Origin of the sequence: Nocardia sp. NPDC051463 (genome assembly GCF_040681975.1) — a bacterium.
GTDB lineage: Bacteria > Actinomycetota > Actinomycetes > Mycobacteriales > Mycobacteriaceae > Nocardia.
Genome location: NZ_JBFBAB010000035.1, coordinates 58,036 through 78,526, shown reverse-complemented (window position 1 = coordinate 78,526; position 20,491 = coordinate 58,036). Strand labels below are relative to the sequence as shown.

Sequence of the window (20,491 nt, the reverse complement as noted above, 5' to 3'; positions counted from 1 at the left end):
TAGAACTCACGGGCGTAGGAGACGAACGACCCCGAGGAGGGGCGATGCAGCACCAGCTCGCCGAGCGCGCGCAGGATGAAGAACACGAACACGCCACAGACGGCGTACACCAGAAACAGCCCCGGCCCCGCGTGGGCCAGCCTGCCTCCCGAACCCAGGAATAGGCCGGTGCCGATGGCGCCACCGATCGCGATCATTTGTACCTGGCGGGGACGAAGCGACTTGTGGTAGCCGGCGTCCTCGTCTTGCAGCGTATTTACGGGCCCCGACACCTCCGAGGGAGGTCGAACTGTGGTCATAGCCAAAACCCCTCACATTACGACGATTGTGTCGCCGATTAACGTGCCACCAAACAACGGCACAGTGGAGGTAATGTACCGCCACACAACGGCACGATCAATAGGATCGAGCCAATTCGACTACCTCGAATCCAGCCACGCAATTAGTTGCCACGTCATATTGAAATTGATCCCATCATTTCGGTCCCCCAAGGCTCGTCGATCAAATTGCAAACCAACCGGAATGTTCTTTGATTCGCCAACTAACCACAAGACCGTAAGGACTCCGTGGCACCCGGCACATCGTTGAACGTTGCGGGACAAAGACATCGAACTGCTCGACCACCGAAGTGCCCCAGAGAAATGGCATGGTCACCGCCACCCAGCTGGTTCCGTATCCGTCCGTAGCTTCCACCACCGAAGACCGCGAGGGCCACACTCGGGCAATGAGCGGGCGCCCGCGATCGCGAACCCCCACATCTATGGGGGCCGAACCCGACGCGCCCGCTCGCCCGGGATCGAATCGGCCCGATTCGCTGGGGCTGCGATCAGTGACCGCCTCGTCGATCAGCCTCTGGCGGGTGGGCGTGTTCGAGCACATCGAGCACCGGGTAGCCGGACCGTAGCGATCAACTGACCTGCGGAGTGCCTTGCGCAAATGCAATCAGTTGCAGGAGCGTTGGATTCATTTCTATTTCCAGAGCGAAATATGGCGCAGACCCCTCGGGAATCGATCCGAGTCCACGCGAAACATCCATTGATTGCAGCGTTGATGAAAGAATATTCTCGACGCCTGGCCCCAGCGGTCGTCGCCCGGTCTTCAGAATCTACTGCGGCGAAGCTCTGTCGCATTGCGTAGCCGCTCACCCCAACTCGGCGAGAACACTATCCAGAGCCTCCCGACCAACCCACCGAGAGGTGTCACCGCGGGTGCGTCGACTCGCCGACGAATCGCGAAGCAGCCCAACGTCTCCGATTATGACCGAGGTGGAGTCGCGGCCCGCCGGGCCGACCTACTACGTCCAATAGAAGCCAAACGACGGCGCCGGACCTGCGTCCACAATACGTCCGCAGTGGCGTCCGACGCCGTCAAACCTGGAACTCGCAAATCGTCCGATCAGCTCACGTCGCTCACGTTCGCCAACACCAACTCGACTCCCCTACGTCGAAAACGTAGGCCTTGGCTGCCGTCGTAATTCACACCACCGCGCGGTTCGAGCTCTCCCACCCATTGTGGGTGCAGCACCATTTCACGATCATGGTGGCCGGTCACGACGATCTTGATCGGCAGTGGGTTCACCGCACTCGGCGTGGCGAGGTCGATCCCGTCGGACACGGCGTAGCCGGCCGACTCGAGAAGGTCGAGCGATACACCGAGGCGAGCATCGATGGAGCTCTCCGGCACCCGCTCTTCATTGAATTTGGTTGCAACGAACACGTCCTCACGGGAGGCCGGCTGCAGCGGGTACGAGGAATCGGCATTCGGTTCGTCCACCACGGCGATGCGGATTCGATTCCGCAACTCGACGATGGCGAGGGCGGCCGCGGCGATCGCCGCGAGACTGCAGATCAATGCCGGAGTCTTCATGGCAGCGGTGGCGACCTGTTGTGCCGCCTCGGGGTTGGATCCCTCGCCGCCACCGAAGACCTTCCGCAGAATGCTGCCGAGTCCCCCTGCCATCGCATCGCTGTGTTTGGTCATGTCGCGCAGCTGCGGCGCTTGACCGTTGAGATACAGCACCGTCGCCAGGACGAACAGCGCCGTGGCCACACCGGCGCCGGCCATGAGGCACGACAACAACTCGATACGCGCTGTCAAGTACAGCAATGCGGCGAATACGGTGAGCACTGCGGTAATGGCCGCCAGCATGCCCCAGGTACCGCTGATGGAAATATGGTTGGCAGGCGCGTACCCGAGAGTATTGAGTTCGGGGACGGTGCCCTCGATCCGGCCGAATGCGTTGGCGTTGAGATCTCCCGCCGGCCCCGTCGCCGAGAGCCAAGGCTGGAAAAGGAGCACGAACGTGAGCAGACTCAACGCCCCGATACACCAACATTTCCAACCGGATCGAGACCCAGCACCCTGCGGCTCAACGTATTTGAATTGTTCTGAAGTTGAGTTTGCCATTATTTGAATTTCGACCTTTTGGATCTTTCGTTTTCGCTTGTAGCGAATTGGGTGGAGCGAGTTGTGCTCCTCGATGAACCAGCACGAATGCACGGTTCGAATAAGCAGCCGGATGATCACCGTCGACCATCGACAACTAGCAAGGCTATGGCCGAAAAGAGTTCGGGTCAACGTGATTTGAATCCCAAGGAGATCCAGGCCACAGCATTCTCGAGCACCCGAGGCATTCAGGTCGATCGACCAAATATTGACGTGTTCGCCGAATTACCCTTGCTTCGAACGGTTTTCGGACGATCGAGAATCAACGACGCGGCGTCGCCGATCTCCGCACCGAGGCCTTCCCGGGTAGCGGTGTCGTTGCGACCAGGCGGTGCGGTCATGCTCGACGTGGCGCAGGACGGAGTGCTGAGGCGCCGATCCGATAGGGGAACATACTGATTCGCCACAGTGCTGTGAACCCGGTCTTCAACAGCGAGCTCCCGGCCGACCGCGGCTGTCGGCGACGGCGGCGCTCAGGTCAACGCTTGCAGGGTGTGCAACACCCAGTGCCCTTTACCGCTGGTCTTGGCGTAATACAGGCTGGCGTCGGCGGCGTCGAGGAGGGATTCGGCATTGGCGCCGAGGATCGGCGTCACCACCGCCCCGATGCTGGCTGCCACCTGCAACTGTTGGCCATCGATGGTGATCGGGTCGGAGAACACCGACAGGAGTTTTTCCGAGATCACCGTGATCTGAGCGGCGGTGGCAGGCGGCGGGACCAAGACGACGAATTCGTCGCCACCTAGTCGGGAGACCAGACAGTCGTGTTCGCTGAGCCCGTCGTTCAAGCGGGCCGCCACCACCCTCAGGACCTTGTCGCCGGTGCCGTGGCCGAAGCGGTCGTTGACATTCTTGAAGTGGTCCAGATCGGCGAAGCACAATCCGGCCCGGTCGCCTTCCGCGGCGGTCGTGATGAGTTCATCGATACGCTCGAGTAGGTAGCGTCGGTTCGGTAGGCCGGTCAACGGATCGTGCCTGGCCTGCCTGCGTAGTTCGTCCTGGAGCCGATGCTGCTCGGTAACGTCGGCCCCGATAGCCAGCAGATAGTCGGGCTGGCCGCCGTTGCCCTTCACATAGGAGATGGCGAACGACATCCACCCCACGCTGCCGTCGGCGCGCACCAGGCGCCGGTCCAGCGAGACGGTGCCCTCCCCCGCCGGCACCAGCTTGTCGTACAGCAACGCCCGGATATCGCCCCGGTCATCAGGGTGGGCGAAGTCGTAGACGGAAATCCCGCGCAGCGCGTCCACCGAGACGCCGATTATGTCGGCCAGTCCCCGGTTGGCTTCCAGCAGCGTTCCGTCGGTGTCACCGATGGCGATGGCGATGGTCGTGTTCTCGAACAGGATCCGAAACCGCGCATCCCGTTCGTCACGATCGGACCTATCGAGCCTCTGATCGACTGGCGAACTCCCGACATCGCGTGCGCGGTCCAGCTCCTGCTGGTGGCCCTGGCCCAGCGCGGCCAGCAACCCGGCGAGTCGCTGTCCGGCGTCGGCTCGCACGCTGCGATCGGCGAGCTGGCACAAAACCTGCGCCGATACGGCGGGCACCTGCTGGTCGTCCAATCGCGCGGCGGCCAGCGCCGCCCCGACGCGGGCGCCCACGGTCACGTCGAAAGGATCGACGTCCACCGCGGTCGCGAGATCGTCGATCATGCCGGCCAACAATTGGAGTCCTCGGCCGTCCAATGCAGGCATGTCGCCTGCCGTGGCAAGCGCTTGCCACCAGGTTCGAGCCAATACCGCACTCTTGCTGTCGTCCACCCCAACCCTTCGATACGTCACGCTATTCGACCACCCCTCGCCGCGGACGGTGATCCGTTCACCCGACGATAGCCCGATTCGACACAATATCGCGTGAAAGTTCCGAGCGAGGTAACAATCAGGCCAGCCGGTTCTCGGCGAAGACCGATTCGCCCTTGTATCGCAAGGTGGCGATCTGCCACACCCAGGTGGCCTGCACGCACCCGAGCAGATCCTGCACGTGCGCCGATACCGGCTGGGCGACGGTCGGGTCGGTATCGGCGCACACCCGGTCGATCCGGGCGCGAACCAAGCGGAACTCGGTTATCCGGTCGCGCACGATCTGCGCGGCGGCGTGCACGGCGTCGGAGAAGCCCGCACCGGGAGTGTTCAGTAGGCATACCGGGATCAGATTGAAATCGGCGCGGTCCCAGATGCATTCCTTCTCGAAGGAGAACACGTCGTTCATCAGCGCCCCGATCTCCACGGTCAACCGCTGCAGCCGCCGCAGGTCGACCTCGAGTCCGGCAGCACGCACCCGCTCCCAGCGCAGATACTCGTCGCGGCCGAATTCGCACAGCGCGATCGCCGGGTACATGCCCGAGACATGCGCACGCAATTCGATGTAGTCGGTGACCGTCAGCAGGTCACCGCGCGCACGGGCGTTCTGATCCCGGATCGCCGGTCGCAGATGATCGACAGTGGAAGCCAGAAACCGAGCCAGCCAGTTCGTGTCGGCCTGCCGGTCCGCCAATGCCAGGAATTCGGCGGTCGCCGCCTCCACCGCACTCGGATCCGCTGCGGCACGCCGTGTCTCGATCAAGTCGCACAGGCGTTCCACAGTCACGCGTGCCTGTCGCTGTTCGGCGTCGGTCAGGTGGGCAAACTTCTCCCTGCCGACAGTATCGTTGAGCCAGAACAAGATTGCGTTGTAGATCCCGATAATCGTCATCCGCTCGGCGGTGACCGCGTGCGGATGCAGATACGGCGTCATGCTGTTGTAGTGCGCGCCTGCGGCCGCCAACCAGATACCGTGCCGGGTGCAGAACCCTTCTACCTCCGCACAGGCGCTCTCCCCGAACGGATTCGGCGCGAAACCCCGACAGAAGTCGACGACGTCACATTCGGACGTGCTGAACAGCTCCCGCAGCGACCAGACCGGATCGGCCCGAAGCAACGCCGCATGCTCGGCCCGCATCATGGCGAGCCGCTCCTCGACCACCAGCGTGTACTCGCCCACCACAAACTCCCTCCCCGACCACACTCCGCCACAACTCCACAGCGATATCGACAGCGTGTCGGGCCGAATCGGCCACCGGCCGTGGTTCGGTCCTCGAATGGTAAACGATCACGATCCAGATAGCTCGGCTGTGCCCACACCCGATCGACTACTCCGGTGCACCACCACCTCGCATTCCCGCTCAGCCACACAGGCCACGGTCGCGGCAATCAGCGCCCGTGCCCGGGAGAGAACTACTACCACCAACGGGCGCCGATACGACAGGTAGGTAGTTGCCGCGGCCGCGGACTGCCCTGCCTCGCTGTCCCACCGGGGACTCCGGTCGGGCCTCAGTCACCTATTCGTTGTTCCCCACGAATGTTTCGGCAACAGCTGTCCGTCCTGCGCAGCGGCCCGCACCACCCAGATGCCGGACCGTTGACGATTCGCCTGAAACTCGCGCAGTTCGGTCACCGCGACGCAGTCCGGACTGGATGGGTCAGCCCGGCAGAGGGACGCGGAAGTGGCTGGGTTCGGCGTCGGCGGGCATATCGCTCGCCGAGGTGAACGGCTCGACCTGGGAACGCAGGTCGACGAGGTGTCGAGCATGCGCCTCGAGCGACCGATCCTCCTCGGAAACCGGCACCCACTGCCGGACCGGTCGCGCCTTTCCGCTGCCGTCGACCGCGACCACTACAGCCAGGCCATGCGCCGCGAGCGCGGGTCTATCCGAGTGGGTGTCGGTCGATGTCACATGCACACTGACGTGCATGCTGCGCGGCCCGGTATAGATCAGCCGCGCGGTGACCTCCACGATATGGCCGATGACGATCGGCTGATAAAAGCGGATCCCACCGAAGTACGACGTAATCACATGCTGCCCGACCCAATCGGCTCCGCAGACGTAGGCCGCCTCGTCGATCCACCCCATCGTGCGGCCACCGTGTACCTTGCCGCCCCAATTGATATCCGACGGAGCCGCCAAGAACCGCAGCGTGGCACTCGGCGCAGTGCCCCCCGCAGTGTAGTGCTGGGCAGCCATGGCCTCCTCGATCCGCTTGCGCACCGAAATCCTGGCCCGCGCCTGCCGATGCCGCTGGAGCTCGAGAATTGTGGTCGGATCCCACTGCGGGACCGGCACGGATTGTCGGGCGTCGTCGACCGCGACGAAGATCGTCAGGCACTGCGCCGTCTGTACCGGTCGCTTCCGGGTCGGATCGGACGAATAGACGCTGACGAGGATATGCATACTCGTGCGGCCGGTGTGGACGAGGTTCGCATGCAGCTCGACCAGCTCACCGACCGCGATCGGCCGGTCGAGATGGATGTTCCCGACGTAGGCGGTCACGCAGTAGCACCCGCTCCACTGGGCCGCCGCCGCGTAGGCGACCTTATCGATCCATTCGAGGAGCTTGCCGCCGTCGACCGATCCCCCGATGCCTGCGTCGACGGGTTTGACGAGAAAACGGTGGATCGCCTCGGAGCGTATGCCGGACGCTGCCGGGCTCGGGACGGAGTCGAAGGTAGTGGCACTCACAGGCCAGCCGATCTATTCGGGTACACGGATACGCGGTTCGGACTCCGTTGTCGTCCGAGGAGAATAGGTACCCGCGACGCTACGGGCGAGTAGCAGGCCGCGGCCCTTCCCCCGGACCCGGTGCTGCCGGGCTGTGGTCAACGTCGGAACAAACCGCGGATACGCCCGCGGAAGCCGGAGGCATCCCGGGGTACCGAAGTGGCGGTTTCGACGGCCGCCTTGGCCGATGTCGCCTGGGCGAATCGCACGTGTAGTTGTTCGCGGACCTGGTCCGGGGTGTAGGCACGGCGCCGGCGTTCGGCACGCACAATCACCACACCGGTGGCGACCACACCGGCCGCACCCGCCAATCCCACTGTCTTCCACCACCTCATACCGCATAGGCTACGGCCATGACGGGTACGGGCATCAGTCTCGACCGAGCGCTCGAGCTCACCAGAACTGGCGACATCTGGCTGTTCCGTGGGCATTCGGCAGCCGACCGGGCGATCCGGATGACAACGAACAGTCCGGTGAATCATGTCGGCATGTCCGTGGTGATCGACGATCTGCCCGCGTTGATCTGGCATGCGGAGCTCGGCCGATCACTTCCCGACATGTGGTCGGGGGTCACCCACCGCGGCGTCCAGTTACACAATCTGCGCGATGCGGTGCTGGTGTGGGCACATCGCTATGGTCAGCGGGCGTGGTTGCGCCAGTTGAACCGTCCGGTTACGCGGGAGATGGAGGACAGCATGCTGCGCACCATCGCCCGACTCGATGGAACCCCGTTCCCATCCACCGCCGGTCTCGCCGGGCGCTGGCTACGCGGCCGGGCGCGCCTGCCGCGCCGCAAGTCGCGCCAGGTGGCCACCCGAAAATTGGAGAACGCGTACTGCGCGGAGATCGTGGCCGCGACGTATCAGGCGATGGGACTGCTGCCGCAGCACCGCAGCCCCAACTGGTATGACCCGGGACGATTCTGGAGCGGAGACAACCTGCAGCTGGGTGGCGGCTACGAGCTGGGTGGCGAAATAGCGGTGGCGACACCGGCGCGAACTGCTGACCTCGACCGATGACCGGTGCAATGCACGACTGCGGGCCACCCCGTGCTCGAAGACGTTCTGCTGGAACACTTTCCGGGCAACGAGATCACCGGCGACGGGCGCGGCCCGAGCGCCGCGAAACGCCTACAACTCCCGCAACAATTCCACCAGCAACACGGGGTCGGCTTTGTATGGCGTACTGAATCCGAGCCGCTCGACGATCCCGTCGTACCGCTCATGCAGTTGCGCCGCGGCTCGAACGGGGTCGGTGACAGTTATGGCCACAGCATCGAGGAATGGGTCGTCGATCAGGTCTGCCATCCGATCCCATTCCCCCTTTTTGGACATGTCCTTCAGGCGGGGGCCCAGCTCCGCGCGATCGTGGAGTTCGAGAATCGGCCAATACGCCGGAGTCGACCCATAAAAGGCCAGCTGCTTTCGGATCGCCTGCTTGGCCGCCGCCCTCTCACCATCGGACCTACCTATCGCGATCATCGCGGAATGATGAATCACGATGTCGTCCAGAGATTTTCGTGCACGCTGAGCTCCTTGTTCCAGAGCGGGAAGGGTCACCTCGCTCAGGAATTTCGGCGTGCAGAACGGATGCGACATGAATCCGTCGGCTACCTCTCCAGCGACAGTCGTCATCTGCGGTCCCACCCCCGCGAGGTAGATGGGCGGCGGACCGAAACCTTCGACCTCGGTAGGAGCGGGCCTGAACAGCGGCGGCATCAGCGTGTGCTGATAGAACTCACCGCGATAGTCGAGTCGACCGCCTTGCTGCCAGCTGTCCCAGATGGCCCGCACGGCCAGCACCATGTCGCGCATGCGGTTGGCAGGCTGACTCCACGGCATCGAGTAGCGGCGGGTGATATGGGCTCGGATCTGGCTGCCGAGGCCGAGCACGAACCGGCCTCCGGAGAACGCCTGTAGATCCCATGCGATGGTGGCCAGCAACAGCGGATTACGGGCAAACGCCACTGCGATCGATGTGCCCAGTTCGATCCGATCGGTGTGTTCGGCGGCGAGCAATAGCGGCAGGAACGGGTCATGCGCACCTTCGAACGTCCATATTCCGGCATATCCGGCTGCTTCCGCGGCGGCGGCGTCCGTGCCCATCGTGCCGAGCCCACCGGTCAGCGTTGTGTCGATTTTCAAGGTAATACGAATCCCATCGCGATCATTGGTTGTTTGTCCGCAGCTGCTCGGTGATGTCGTGAAACAACACGACATCACCGTATCGTCTACACCTGCGGCGCAACGCCCGAAAATCCGGAACTCCACCCACGCCCTCCAGGGCCGCGTGAGGGGATTGCTTTCGGACGCGGAGTACGCGGCTAGTCGGTGGACCAACCGTGGACCACAATCGATCCAAGCTCCGATTGCGTCGATGCGTCAGCGCTGAGGTAACGGTGGCGATTTCGGAAAGACGACGGGCAGCGCGGTCAGTGCTCGATGGAATGGTCCTGGCCGCCAGGCCAATTCACCCGGCGCTACCGCCAAGCGTAACTCCGGTAGGGCGTCGAGCAACTGGTCGATGGCGGTCTGAGCGATCAAGTAGGCTATCGAACTCGCGGGGCAAGCGTGCGCTCCAGCACCCCAGGCAAGATGAGATCTGTTACCCGCATGGTGATTTCCGATAATCTGCCGATCGTTGTTGCACGCGGCCATGCTGATGACCACCGGTTCGTGCGCGGGCAACCACACGCCGTCGACCAGAATCGGCTGCCGCGGAAAACTGACGCAGAAATTCGCCAGCGGCGGATCAGTGAACAACACCTCGTCGAGCGCCTCCCGGGTCGACAGGCTCCCGCCCAGCACTTCACCGGCGAACCGCTCGTCGGTGAGAATCAGCAGCAGCGCGTTGATGATCAGATTCTGTTGCGGCTCGATGCCTGCGCCGTACAGCGTGGCCACCTGATGCACCATTTCCGTATCGCCGAGCCGGCACGGATTCTCCAACAATCGGGTGGTGATGTCGTTGTCGGGTTCGGCCCGCTTCAGCAGGACCAGCCTCAGCATCGCGTCGAGCAGCATCGTATTTCCGCGTTCGGCGTCGACGCCCTCGAATATCGCGGCCATCCCCGTCGCCGCCTGCTGCGCGATCTCGGCCGAACAACCGAGCAGCGTGTTCAGCACTGCAAAGGCAAGCGGAAATGCGTACTGCCACACCAGATCCGCCGAGCCATCCGTACAGAACGAATTGATCAGCGGCAGCGCGATCTGCTCCACGGTGTCGTGCAGCCCGTACTGATCCACCCCGTCGAGCCCCGCGATATTCGCCTGCCGATACCGCGCGTGCTCGAGTCCTGTGGTACGCAACGCATTCGGTCGCCACTCCAGCATCGGCAACACAGGACAGTCGGCGGGCACATTCTCCTGCCAGCCACGCGGATCGGCCGGAAAACGGTCGGGATCATTGAGGATTCGGACGGCGGTGTAATATCCGATCACCAACGTGGCAGGCACCCCCGGCGCCAAATCCACCGGCACCAATGCCCCGAATCGCTCCCGCATCGCCGAGTAGGCCGAATGCGGATCCGCCGCGAACTCCGAGGTATACATCGAAATCCGCGGCGCATCGGTGCCGATCGGCGAACTGTATCGAGTGGGGTCGTGCACGGCGTGCTACAGGTGCGCTGTGGCGAAGCCGACGAGCAGGACGGTGAAGCCGCCGATCTGGCCGATGATCAGGGCGGCCAGGACGAAACGCATCGCCGACGGCGGATTGCGCATTTGATTATCGGTTTCGCGCGTCAATCCGAGCCGGACGTAGTTCGCGATCGTCACCACGAAAAGCAGGACGATCGTCGCGGCCGCTGCGGAATTCACTGCGGTCGGCCAGCCGGACAGTTCGACGAATGCCGCTATCAATGCGGTGGCGAACGAGTACAGCAATGCGGCTCGGTGAGCGATGTCCACGTAGGGATGCGCCGATCCATCAGGCGAGGTCGTCATCGCCTGCCATTTCCACACGCCGAGTACGAGTGCCCATAGGAAAATGAGCCCGGAAGACAACAGCACCCACGCCGTGTCTGTGCCTATTACCAAATCCGTTCCCTCATCAATCCATAACGCACCCGGCCTGCCCGCTGCCCAGCGGCAGTGTACCGCCGAACATCAGCGCCCGCACGACAGACAGCAACCGGCCAGCCACCGCAAGGAAATTCTTGCGTCCGAGCGGGGATATTTGTCCAGGCAGTCTGGCTCAGCCACCGATGAACCGGGGCTGTTCACCGGGCGGCGGATCCGAGGGAACCGGCGAACCGGAGCGTGACGAGCTGGAAAGGCCGCAGTCGCAAGCGGACTCCCGCCCCCTCTGGTATCGCGGTGGTGTCTGCCGGTAGTGGCCGCTCCAGCAAATCGCAGACCTCGAAACCGGCGCAGTCGAAACCGGCGACCACCAGCGCCGAGGCCCGGCCGCCGTGCGCTTCATAGACGCGTAGCACGACGTCGCCGCTGCCGTCGTCGGCGAGTTTGACCGCACTGGTCACCACAGCATCGTTGTCGATGGCGAACAGCGATTCGACAGGTTCGGCGACACCCGGCCGCAACGGCGTGAGGTTCACGCGGTAGCCCTCGCACACCGCGTCCCCGATCGAGGCACCCGGGACCAGCGTGTGCCGGAAGCAGTGTGAGCCGTGGTCGGTGTCCGGATCGGGAAACCGTGGTGCCCGCAACAGCGAAACCCGCAGTGTCGTCGTCGTTCCGCCATCTGCTCGGACTGTGCGGGTGACGTCGTGTCCGTAGGTCGCGTCGTTGACGAGCGCCACACCCCAGCCCGGCTCGGCGAAGTGGACGAACCGGTGGTTGCACGCTTCGAACTTCGCATACTCCCAGCTGGTGTTGGTGTGGGTAGGCCGGAACAGATGCCCGAACTGGGTCTCGGAGGCATAGCGGTCGGCCCGGATATCCAGCGGAAAGGCCAGTTTGAGGAATTTCTCCGTCTCATGCCACTCGACCCTGGTGTCGATGTCGAGGCCGCGCGCGCCCCCGTACAGCGCCACGGTCTGCTCGACCTGGGAAGAACCGAACGAGCGGCCAACCCGGACCACTGCGGCGGCCGGCGAATCCGTATCGACCGCAACGAAATCCGCTTCGGTGAGGTCGGTGACCCGGTTTCGATAGAAGAGCTCGACATCCCAAGCGTCCCATGCGTTCGGGTAGTCCGGATGCAACTGCAGCAGGTTCGCGACCGAACCCGGTGGCAGCGTCTCACGCTGTTGTTCGAGGTCGAACACCGACACAATGAGGCCGCGGACGTCCACTTCGACCCGCAACAGTCTGTTGTCGAGGACGAACCCGCCGCCCGCGCGCTCGGCCACCGAGCAGGAGTGACGCGCCGCCACCGCGGCCGCCGCACCGGCCGGGACCGATCGCCACGTGTGTGGTGCCGGATTGAAGATATTCGGTCCCGCCCGCTCGCCGCCGAGCACCCATTGGGCGCGTTCGATGATCGTCGTCAGCTCCTCGGCCACCGCCGTGTACGTCTGCTTCGCTTCCCGGTGCACCCAGGCGATCGACGAGCCCGGCAGGATGTCATGGAACTGGTGCAGCAACACCGTCTTCCAGATCCGGTCCAGTGCCGCGTAGGGGTACTCGAAGTTCTTCCGCACCGCCGCGGTTGCGGCCCACAGCTCAGCCTCCCGCAGCAGGTGCTCGCTGCGCCGGTTGCCCTGCTTGGTCTCGGCTTGACTGGTCAACGTGGCGCGGTGCAACTCCAGGTACAGCTCCCCCACCCACACCGGCGGATTCTGGTACTCGGCCTCGGCCTTGGCGAAGAAGTCGGCGGGGGAGTCCCACACCACCTTCGGCGAGCCCTCGAGGTTCTTCATCCTGGCCGCCTTGGCAACCATCTCCCGCGTCGTCCCACCACCACCGTCACCCCAGCCGGTCGGGGCCAGTGACATCGATGCGCGGCCCTTGTCCTTGAAAGTCCTTGCGGCGTGTGCAATCTCACGCCCCTGCATGGAGCAGTTATAGGTATCGACCGGCGGAAAATGGGTGAAGATCCGGGTTCCGTCGATGCCCTCCCACAGGAAGGTGTGGTGCGGAAACTGGTTGAGTTGGCTCCAGGAGATCTTCTGTGTCAATAACCATCTGGACCCGGCGGCCTTGATGATCTGTGGCAGCCCGGCGGCGAATCCGAAGGTGTCGGGCAGCCATACCTCCTGGTTCTCGACACCGAACTCTTCGAGGAAGAACCGCTTGCCGTACACGAATTGCCGCGCCATCGCTTCGGAGCCCGGCATATTCGTGTCCGCCTCGACCCACATGCCGCCCGTCGGCACGAACCGGCCCTCGGACACTGCCTTCTCGACTCTTTCGTATACCTCGGGGCGGTGCCGCTTGATGAAGTCGTATTGCGCCGCTTGGGACATCGCATAGATGAACTCGGGTTCGTCGGCCAGCAACGCGGTCATGTTCGCGGTGGTGCGCGCGACCTTGCGTACCGTCTCGCGCAGCGGCCACAGCCACGCCGAGTCGATGTGCGCGTGCCCGACCGCCGAGATCTTGTGCGCCGACGCCACCGCCGGCTTGGCCAGCACGTCGACCAAGCACGCGCGCGCCCCCGCAGCGGTGGCATTGACGTTCTGCAGATCGACGGCGTCGAGCGCGCGCTCGATCGCTCGCACGATGTCGTAGCGGCGGGCGGGATCCTCGGGCATCTCGTGCATCAGCTCGCCGAGCACCTCCAGATCCTGCACCAGCAGCCAGACCTCTTCGTCGAAGACCGCGAGATCCAGCCGACCCAGCCGGTACTGTGGCTCGTCACCGGCGGTGGACTTGTCGCCGAGCGTGGTCGGCGAGAAAAAGGGAATGATCGGGTTCGAAGCCGCCTCGACATGCAACACCACATGCTCGCCGCCGACCGCCGAGGACGCGATACGCACCCACTGGCTACGCGGGTGCAAACCCTTGACCGGCGATCCGTCCGGCAGGTAAACCATGCCCTCGCATTGGAAACCAGTCATGTTCTGGTCGAAACCGAGATCGATGATGGCCTCGACGGTCTTGCCCACCCACGCGGCAGGCACTGTCGCCTCGACGGTGAGCCAACTGGTGGCCCACGGTGCGCCCCACCTGGCGCCGGATTCGATAGGTGTCCGAGGCGCGGCCAAGCCCTCGGCGACCGGCACCGGCTCATCGGGCGCGACCCAGATTGCTGCCTTCAGCGGCACCGACTCCGGGTAGATCGCGGGGGTGATCCGCTCAGCCAGGACTCGCCCGAGGCGATTCTCGACCAATCGACGGTCATCGTGCATGGCGGTGGCTCCCATCGGACCGGGGCGCGATCAACGAAACGCATCTAATTCTCCGACAACGCGGTCAATTCAGGGGTCGCTCAGCTGATCGAAATGTCGCCGGTCCGCAGCAGCATCGGTGCTAGACCACGCGCCCGAGCGCGCGCAGATCTGCATCCAGCTTCCGGAACAACCAATAGACGGCGACGAACGCGAGCCCGGAGGCGGCGCACAACCCCAGAACCGAATCGCGCACGAGCGGAAGCTCCGTAGGTTCGAGGGCGCTGAATCCGGCCAACACCCCGACCAGCGGCACCGACGCCGTGACCGCGAGATAGACCGTGGTTCGTCGACGCAGCGCGCGAATAACGGCGAAGTCGTGCGACGTCGTGCGGCCATAGCGCAGATGAATGGGATAGACACAGCGGACGATGTAGAACGTGGACAGGAAGAACGTATAGGCAACCGAGATGGTGCCCGCTACCAGAACGGTCGTCGCAGCATGGACCAGCAGCCGCACCGGAAGGTCGGTAAACCAGTGCAGCAACATCACCCCGGTCACGGTCGCACCCACCGAGGTCAGAAGGGTGTTCAGCGCACACATGTCGCCCCAGAACAAGGTTCGCGACCGCACCCGCGCGAGCATTGCCTCGTCGTAGCGTCTGCCGTTGCGCAAGCCGCGAGGAACCGCGAGCAAATCACGCGACATGTATGCGTAGATGAGGACGGCCAACGGCAAGGCACCGAGGATGAAAACGATGACGCCCTCGTCGAGCTGCGCGTTGGTGGCATCGGACAGGCGCTCTCTGATCAGTTCCTGAACGTGCACAGCCATGTAGACCGTAGCCAGGCCGACACCGACCAGCGACGATAACCACAGGATGGGTGTCGGCCACCGCGAAAGTCGTGCCCGCCAGCTCTTCGGCGATGGATAGACCAGGTCGCGGGCCCGCTCCTCGAGGCACAGGTCGAGTTGTTGGGCCAATTCCGAACCGCACGAGTAGCGGTCTTCACGGTCGGGTGACAGACACTTCAGCAGCACTCGGCGCAGCGCCATGGGGCAATCCGACGGAAGCTCCGACAGGAACTCCGGCTCAACGGGCCTGCGTCGCAGTTCGAGCATGCGGGCCAGCGAGGTCTCCGACTCCCCGGCAGAGGTTTCGTCCGCGAACGGGCGCCGTCCGGTGAGCAGCTCCCACAGCATGACGGCCAGCGCGAAGATGTCGCTTCGAGTGTCGAGGTCGGCGGCGGTCACCGCCAAGTCCGGATGACAGGCTTCGAGCTGTTCGGGCGACATATACGCCAGTGACCCACCGAAGTACGCAAGGGGACTTGTGCCCTTGACGCGTTTGCTCGAGCTGACGTTGAAGTCGGCCAGCTTCGGAATTCCCTCGGCGCTCAGCAGCACGTTCGCGGGTTTGATATCCCGATGCAACACACCGCGTTCGGATGCGTGCTGTAGTGCGTCCGCGAGTCGGCGGCCCAGCCATGCGACAGTCTCCGGCCACGTCAGTGCGGCGGTCCGTGTTCGAACAGCTGATTCGGTGGGTCGCACCTCGCCCCGGTCGGCAAGTACCTTGTCGACGGCATCGAGCAGCAGTTGACCGCTGCGGTGTTCCGCGGGCGTCGAGCGCAGTAAGCGCACGACATCGAGCAGCGTTCCCCCCGGCAGGTACTGCATGTAGAGCAACTTCAGCTCGCCATCGGCGATGAGTCGCTGGTCGAAGATGCGCACGATGTATTCGTGATCCAATTGGGCGAGGGTCTGCGGCTCGATGCCGTGGTTATGGGAAATCTTGACCGCGACCAGTCGCTGCATTGATTGTTGCCGAGCGAGATACACCTGGGCGAAGGCGCCGGACCCGATACTCATCAGCAGGTCGAAATCGTCGACATGGTCGCCGACATTGATGGCGTCGAGAACAACTTGGGCACCTGGACGAGCGATCATCGTGCTGCGGTAGTCGCTCGTCAGCTCTGGGAGCTCGGGTTCGGCCGCCGTGGCGGCTATCGCGGCGACCGTGGGAATCGCATCCGCTGCGTGCGCACCGCGGCGCAGCGCGTGGAATTCCTCGTAGACCAGTTCGGCTGGAAGCCGACCGTCTTGCAGCTCTACAAATTCCGCACGATATTCGCTCAGTCGTTTGGGAAAGTGATATTGAAGCCAGCGGTATTCGAGGTCGATCTTGATCAGTTCGATCAAGATCGTACGTCGCTCAGCCGGTTCGCGGGGTAGGTACGCCGACAGGTCGGGCGGGGACCCGGCGGCCCACGCTTCGGAAAACGCTGCCACAACGGTGGCAAGCGCTGCGCGGGTTCGTTCCGCTGAATCGACCAGATCGATCGGCTCGTGCATCGGTAGCTCGGAGATCAGCCCGAGGTGATCACAATGCGGCTACGCGCGATGTGGCCTTGTTTCGTAGTGATCCCACGTTATTTCCTTCCGCCGAACTTCCCTGCTCAAGGGTATCCAATTTCATGCTCCGCGGCCGACAGGATGCCTCCAGGCGCCGTATTCGCTCCTCCATTGCCAGCGCGATCGACCATCATGGCGTTGCGTGGTCTTCGACAAGCTGAGCGCGCAGGGTCGTGTACGCCCATCGTTGCCATCGATCCACCGACCAACCTCGATCACGGACGAGCAGTAGGTACAGCTCGGGGCTGAGCACCGCGAACAGAATGTCGGCGGCCTGGTCGGCCGTCATCGTGGAGACGGCCCCTGGCTTGTCGAGCAGCGACCGAGCGGACGCCTCCTGCACCGTGTAGCGCTGATCGAGACCTTGCCGTCGCAACGCATCGAGTTCGGGCTCGATCGACGCCGCGGCGTGCAGGACGTCGGTGATCAGGGCGACGCGGTCGAGTATCGCCGTGGCACCCTCCACGTGCGCCGACAAGTGATCCTCGGCGGTCTTCGCGTCGATCGCCCGAGTGAACCATGGGCGATCCATCGTCGCAAGGGACTCCTCGTCACCCGCGACTGTGATGTCCACCAACGCTTTGAGCAGGTTGCGCTTGTTTCGGAACGTGAAGTAGATCGTTTGCACCGCGACTCCCGCGCGGTCGGCGATGTCTTGCAGCGAGGTATTGCCATAACCCGTTTCGACGAACAGTTCGCCCGCGGCGGTGCGTATTCGCCGCTGGGTTTCCCGCGCCTTCGCCGCCTGCTTGCCCTTGACCTGACTCATAGCCTTACCTTAGCTTTAGAGTCACACTCTAGTGTTTAACTCTAATGTTCCACTCCAGAGGGAAGCTCCGAAGGTGGCTGTCATCCGAGACACCCCTCGCCATCGACGAGCACCGGCACTACCGAACGGACAGATCGCATGACCAACGAACACGACTACGTAATCGCCGCCGACCTCGTCTTCGACGGTCGGCAAGTCCTCGAGCGGCACGCGGTTGCGATCAGGGGCGACCGCATCACCGCTGTCGCCCCGGCCGATCAGCTCCTGGGCCATGGTCGGATCATCGACATCGCGGGCACGTTACTTCCGGGCTTCATCGACCTGCATGCCCATTTGCTGCTCGACAAGACTCCGCCCGACACCGTCCTGCGCCACGGCATCACCACAGTCCGGGATACCGGCGGCCCACTCGTGCGGCAATCCGGTGGTGACGGTCGGCTGCGAGTGCTCACCGCGGGGCCGATCCTCACCGCACCCGGCGGCTACCCGATCCCCGTGTTCGGCAAGGACGTAGCGCTCGAAGTATCCGACATCGCCACCGCACGGGCCGCGGTCGGTCAGCTCGTCGACGGCGGTGCTGCCTTGATCAAAATCGGACTGGAACCAGGCGGGTCGGCGGGAGCGCCGTGGACCGCGCACGAGACGACGACCCCACCTCCGTGGCCGCTGCTGTCTCGGGAGGTGGTCGCCGCAATAGTCGCCGAAGCTCACGCCAACGGCCTGATCGTGTCGGCCCATCTCAGTGGACCTGTCGGCGCCGAACTCGCGCTCGATGCCGGAGTCGACGAGTGGGCGCATGTGCCATGCGACCTTCTCCCCGATGTTCTGATCGCCCGCGCGGCAGCCGCTGACGTACGTGTTCTCGGCACATTGGATACCCAGTCCCGAACGACGGGCGTCTTCCAGAACGCTGTTCATCTCGTCGAGGCCGGAGTCCGACTGCTCTACGGCACCGACTTGGCCCACCCCGATGTACCTTGGGGCATAGACGCTTTCGAGCTGCAACTGATGCTGCACACCGCACGCGGAGCCCTGACACCCGCAGATGTGCTGTCGGCAGCCACCGCGCGAGCGGGCGAGCATCTCGGGCTCGCACCGCTCGGTCGACTCGTCGCAGGCGCGCCAGCCGATCTCATCGCGGTGAACGGCAACGCACTCCAGCGGTTCAAATTACTCGAATACCCTGACCTCGTCGTCTCCGGAGGCGTCATTGTCGTCGAGCCGACCGGTTCGGGGACAGCAGCATGAAGCTGGCCACCCTCCCCTCGGGTCCATTCACCCGGCCGGCGAACACCACCGGCCGCCCGGCCGTGGCGGTCCCCCGCTATCCGGCCACTCGAGGACTTCCGCTGGGTGTGCAGTTCATCGGCGGACTGGATGGCGAGCCCATCATTCTCGCCCTGGCCACCCAACTCGAACCGAATCCCCTTGGGCACACTGCGAACCGGCACTCTGCGGTTCGGCGTCCTATCGACAGCCGATGGCAAGAGACCGGGTGCACGACTCCGGGCACAGTACTAATGAATTGTTAAGGAACCCGTCAGCCGCTGCGCCAGGCGCCACGAGCGACTGAGAATCAGCTGGCCGGCTTCGGATTCGACGAGGCCGTCGTTCGAATCCGAACCTCGGGAGACTTCCATGACTGCCCCCACGATTGCCGCCGCACCAGGTGGACTCCCCATTCTGGGACACGCACTCCGGCTGCTCAACGAACCACTGGAATTCTTCGAATCGTTGCGCGAACACGGTGACGTCGTCCGAATCAAGCTCGGACCGCAGAGCGCGTATGTGCTCAATTCCGCGGAGTTGGTTCGCGGGGTATTGGTCGCGAGGCACCGCCAATTCAACAAGGGAGCGGCTATCGAGGGAGGCCGAGATCTGTTGGGCTACGGCCTGATCAGCTCGGAGGGCGACATGCACCGACGGCAGCGGCTGATGATGCAACCCGCGTTTCATCGGGAGCGAATCGCGCAGTACTCGAAGATCATGCGGCAGCAGATCATCGAACGGACCAGTACCTGGCGGGACGGTCAGGCCATCGACGTCCGCGCGGAGATGAGCGCGTTGACACTCGCGGTAACGGCCAAGACGCTGATCTCCTCCGATGTGGGAAATGATCTGGTCGTGGAAATGCAGCACAGCATGCCGCGCTTGTTCGAGCTGCTGTACCAGCGGCTGGTGACGCCGCTGCCCGCGTTGAACAAGCTACCGTTGCCGCGCAATCGTGAATATTCAGCGATCCTCACGCGATTGCACCCGATGATCGACACAGTGATCGCCGACTATCGCCGCGTCGACACACCGCGCGACGACCTGCTCGGCATGCTGATGCAGGCACAGGACGAAGAATCCGGAAACATCCTGTCGGATCAGGAGATTCACGATCAGGTCGCCTCGATCCTGGTTGCCGGCACCGAAACCACCGCCGCAACGCTCGCATTCGTCTTTCACCTGCTGACCGAGCATCCGGATATCGAGGCACGCCTGCATGCCGAGGTGGACGAGGTGCTCGGTGGCAGGCCCGCGGAGTTTGCGGATGCGCCCCGGCTCACCTACACCGCGCAGGTGATCAGCGAAGCGCTGCGCTATTACCCGCCCGCCTGGATCTTGACTCGGGTCGCCATCGAAGATGTGGATCTGGACGGTCATCTGATCCCGAAGGGTGCTTCGGTGATGTTCAGTCCCTATATCGTGCTGCGCGATCCACGAGTGTTCCAGGATCCCGACAAGTTCGATCCGGACCGATGGGGGCGAGAGCGGGTCGGCGAGGTCCCGAGAGAGGCGATGGTTCACTTCGGTGCCGGGCCGCGCAAGTGCATCGGTGATGTCTTCGCAGTAGTGGAGGCAACGCTCGCGCTGGCGACGATGGCCGCCGGATGGCGACTGGTGGCAACGCCGGGAGCGGTGATGGAGATGATCGCGGCGACCACCTTGACTCCACGCAACCTGTTCTTGACCCTCGAGAAACGGAGACCCTGACCATACTGTCGTCCCTGCGGTCGGTCACCTCCGACTCGAGCTCTGCTGCCGAGGCGACGTCGCGGATGACCGTCCGCATGGCGGGAAATGTTGAACCGCGGCCCCCACAGG

14 protein-coding genes and 1 pseudogene are annotated in these 20,491 nt (G+C 63.8%); 3 read left to right on the top strand and 12 right to left on the bottom strand.

Features of this window, described 5'->3' with window-relative positions; all coding sequences use genetic code 11:
• The 6 genes and pseudogenes from AB0M74_RS31225 to AB0M74_RS31200 form a co-directional block, all read right to left on the bottom strand.
• Positions 1–299: pseudogene (locus AB0M74_RS31225) on the bottom strand (L-asparagine permease); the annotation flags it as partial.
• A 1,096-nt stretch (positions 300–1,395) separates the two neighbouring features.
• Entirely contained in the window at positions 1,396–2,526 is a 1,131-nt protein-coding gene (locus AB0M74_RS31220; protein WP_366529893.1) for a hypothetical protein, read from the bottom strand.
• A gap of 392 nt (positions 2,527–2,918) precedes the next feature.
• Entirely contained in the window at positions 2,919–4,211 is a 1,293-nt protein-coding gene (locus tag AB0M74_RS31215) for a sensor domain-containing diguanylate cyclase (RefSeq protein ID WP_366529892.1), read from the bottom strand.
• Positions 4,212–4,329: 118 nt separating this feature from the next.
• On the bottom strand, positions 4,330–5,430 hold the full coding sequence (locus AB0M74_RS31210) for a terpene synthase family protein (protein WP_366529891.1): 1,101 nt from the start codon (positions 5,428–5,430) through the stop codon (positions 4,330–4,332).
• A 478-nt stretch (positions 5,431–5,908) separates the two neighbouring features.
• Positions 5,909–6,946 carry a hotdog domain-containing protein gene (locus tag AB0M74_RS31205; protein ID WP_366529890.1) on the bottom strand — a complete coding sequence of 346 codons (1,038 nt, stop codon included), beginning with the start codon at positions 6,944–6,946 and terminating at the stop codon, positions 5,909–5,911.
• Between the two features lie 137 nt (positions 6,947–7,083).
• Positions 7,084–7,320: a hypothetical protein gene (locus AB0M74_RS31200; protein WP_366529889.1), complete on the bottom strand. Its 237-nt coding sequence runs from the start codon at positions 7,318–7,320 to the stop codon at positions 7,084–7,086.
• 18 nt (positions 7,321–7,338) lie between these two features.
• Between AB0M74_RS31200 and AB0M74_RS31195 the strand changes: the two genes are divergently transcribed.
• On the top strand, positions 7,339–8,004 hold the full coding sequence (locus AB0M74_RS31195; RefSeq protein WP_366529888.1) for a hypothetical protein: 666 nt from the start codon (positions 7,339–7,341) through the stop codon (positions 8,002–8,004).
• 111 nt (positions 8,005–8,115) lie between these two features.
• Here the strand turns inward: AB0M74_RS31195 and AB0M74_RS31190 are convergent, their stop codons facing one another.
• From AB0M74_RS31190 to AB0M74_RS31165, 6 genes are all read right to left on the bottom strand, one after another.
• Entirely contained in the window at positions 8,116–9,129 is a 1,014-nt protein-coding gene (locus AB0M74_RS31190) for a TIGR03617 family F420-dependent LLM class oxidoreductase (protein WP_366529887.1), read from the bottom strand.
• Between the two features lie 237 nt (positions 9,130–9,366).
• Positions 9,367–10,536, bottom strand: coding sequence for a cytochrome P450 (locus AB0M74_RS31185; RefSeq protein WP_366529886.1), 1,170 nt, complete (start codon positions 10,534–10,536; stop codon positions 9,367–9,369).
• Between the two features lie 63 nt (positions 10,537–10,599).
• On the bottom strand, positions 10,600–11,022 hold the full coding sequence (locus tag AB0M74_RS31180) for a hypothetical protein (protein ID WP_366529885.1): 423 nt from the start codon (positions 11,020–11,022) through the stop codon (positions 10,600–10,602).
• Positions 11,023–11,204: 182 nt separating this feature from the next.
• Positions 11,205–14,237, bottom strand: coding sequence for a glycoside hydrolase family 38 C-terminal domain-containing protein (locus tag AB0M74_RS31175; RefSeq protein ID WP_366529884.1), 3,033 nt, complete (start codon positions 14,235–14,237; stop codon positions 11,205–11,207).
• 121 nt (positions 14,238–14,358) lie between these two features.
• Positions 14,359–16,572, bottom strand: coding sequence for a serine/threonine-protein kinase (locus tag AB0M74_RS31170; RefSeq protein ID WP_366529883.1), 2,214 nt, complete (start codon positions 16,570–16,572; stop codon positions 14,359–14,361).
• A 190-nt stretch (positions 16,573–16,762) separates the two neighbouring features.
• A complete protein-coding gene (locus tag AB0M74_RS31165) occupies positions 16,763–17,401 on the bottom strand; it encodes a helix-turn-helix domain-containing protein (RefSeq protein WP_366529882.1) in 639 nt (212 codons plus the stop codon).
• Between the two features lie 138 nt (positions 17,402–17,539).
• Here AB0M74_RS31165 and AB0M74_RS31160 point away from each other — a divergent pair, with 138 nt between their 5' ends.
• Together AB0M74_RS31160 and AB0M74_RS31155 are read left to right on the top strand one after the other, a co-directional pair.
• Positions 17,540–18,649: an amidohydrolase family protein gene (locus AB0M74_RS31160; RefSeq protein WP_366529881.1), complete on the top strand. Its 1,110-nt coding sequence runs from the start codon at positions 17,540–17,542 to the stop codon at positions 18,647–18,649.
• Between the two features lie 390 nt (positions 18,650–19,039).
• Entirely contained in the window at positions 19,040–20,380 is a 1,341-nt protein-coding gene (locus AB0M74_RS31155; protein WP_366529880.1) for a cytochrome P450, read from the top strand.
• The last annotated feature ends 111 nt before the right edge of the window (positions 20,381–20,491 follow it).